Origin of the sequence: Methylobacterium oxalidis (assembly GCF_007992195.1) — a bacterium.
Classification (GTDB): Bacteria; Pseudomonadota; Alphaproteobacteria; order Rhizobiales; family Beijerinckiaceae; genus Methylobacterium; species Methylobacterium oxalidis.
In genome coordinates, this window is the sequence record NZ_BJZU01000270.1 from 1 (window position 1) to 1,686 (window position 1,686).

2 protein-coding genes are annotated in these 1,686 nt (G+C 63.8%); both read left to right on the forward strand.

Annotated features, from left to right (window positions below; genetic code table 11):
• Positions 1-360 precede the first annotated feature (360 nt).
• Positions 361-927, forward strand: coding sequence for a Ros/MucR family transcriptional regulator (locus MOX02_RS30460; RefSeq protein ID WP_147029486.1), 567 nt, complete (start codon positions 361-363; stop codon positions 925-927).
• Positions 928-984: 57 nt separating this feature from the next.
• Positions 985-1,563: a hypothetical protein gene (locus MOX02_RS32885; protein WP_306424541.1), complete on the forward strand. Its 579-nt coding sequence runs from the start codon at positions 985-987 to the stop codon at positions 1,561-1,563.
• Positions 1,564-1,686 lie beyond the last annotated feature (123 nt).

A 1,686-nucleotide genomic window follows, 5' to 3' on the forward strand; every position in this document is an offset into this window, starting at 1 on the left:
ACCTGCACATGGCTTTGCGCTCAAGCTTACCCGGAATAGCGGCAGAGCGTTCCCTTGCTCCTCAGACGGTACGCAACTCACTGCAAAGTGGGTTGATGATCCACTATCGCGCAGCTGACGCCGCCATGCGGCAAGCTGGATGATGAAGCCTTGAGGACAGACTGTGACTGACCGTTGAGCGCAACGACTCTCAACCAGATGCTGGTGAACAGAGAGAGCTCTGTGCGGCTGCCTCGCCGGGATTTGGTCAGACTGGATCAATACGCCTGTGGGAAAGTAGACGTTTTCTGCCCGCGCCAATTGCCGGCAAGTATGGATTTTGCAGGTGTGTGAGCCAAGAGATCGAGGAAGGAGTTCTGCATGTCTGACACTGCCGAAGCATCCAGCAGCAACCACATCGACCTGACGGTCGAGATCGTCGCCGCCTACCTGTCCAACAATCATGCATCCGCGGGCGATCTACCCGGCCTCATCGCGAGCGTGCATGCTGCCGTGGCGGGGCTGAGCCAGACCCCGGAGACCAGCGAGCCGCAGGTCAAGCTCACGCCAGCTCAGATCAAGAAGTCGATCACGGCCGACGCGCTGATCAGCTTCGAGGATGGCAAGCTCTACAAGACGCTGCGCCGCCACCTGACGATCCGCGGCCTCACACCCGAGAGCTACCGGGAGAAGTGGGGCCTGCCTCGGGACTACCCCATGGTGTCGGCCTCCTACTCGGAAGCGCGCTCCTCGCTCGCCAAGAGCCTCGGCCTCGGCCAACAACGCAACAAGGCGGCGACCAAGGCTGCCGCGACGGCTGAGACGGTGAGCGCACCGGCACCGGCGGCCGAGGCCCCCAAGAGCCGAGGCACCCGCAAGAAGGCGGCCGAAGCGCCGACCAAGCCGCGCAGCCGGCGCAAGGCTGCCGAGCCGGCTCTCGCGGAGTAGTATGCTGGCCGGCAGGCGCTTTGCGCCTGCCGGCTCCGCTACGGGACCGATCGAGTGATGCGTTGGGAAGTTGCACCGGTCGACACCGGCCCGGATCCACAGACCGGCGAGTTGGTCTACCTCGTCTCGGTGCACTCTGACCGGTTTGCCGAATGGCTCTCGCTGACCGTCATGATCAAGGACGCCGGTGGGGAGGCAGAGAACGAAGCTGCTGCCCTGGCCAAGGCGGCCGAGTTCGCCGGTCAGTTCGCCGCGAACGCAAAGAACTCACAACAGCCGATCAGGCCGGATTCGGTGCGAAGCGCGGACCACGCTGGAGAAGCTCCACAAGAGCCTGCTGGCGCAACCCATGTGCTCGAAAACCGTTCTACGGCCTCTAACACAGCTCAGGAGGCAGGCATGACGGACCGCGTGACACGCGCCGAAGCTGCGGCAGTCCTTGGCAATGTCGATGAGAAGGTGCTCGTCGATGTGATCGCAACGGGAGCGACCAAGGCGGAGGTCGCGGAAGCGTTTGCCTGGGTCGAGAACGACGAAGCCATGCTGAACGAGGGACGCCCGCTGCCCGGCGGCCGCGCAGCTCAGGTGATCGCCATCCTGCAGGCGCAGCTGGAGAGCGAGACGTCAGAGCCGTAAGAGCAATGCTCACACCGTCGCGCTTCCGGTGACTTGCCGCAGAACCACGCAAAAGCCCTCTGGCACGCCCGTGAATGGGCTCTGCGCGTTGTGAGACCTCGGATTAGGCAGCGCCACGGGCGT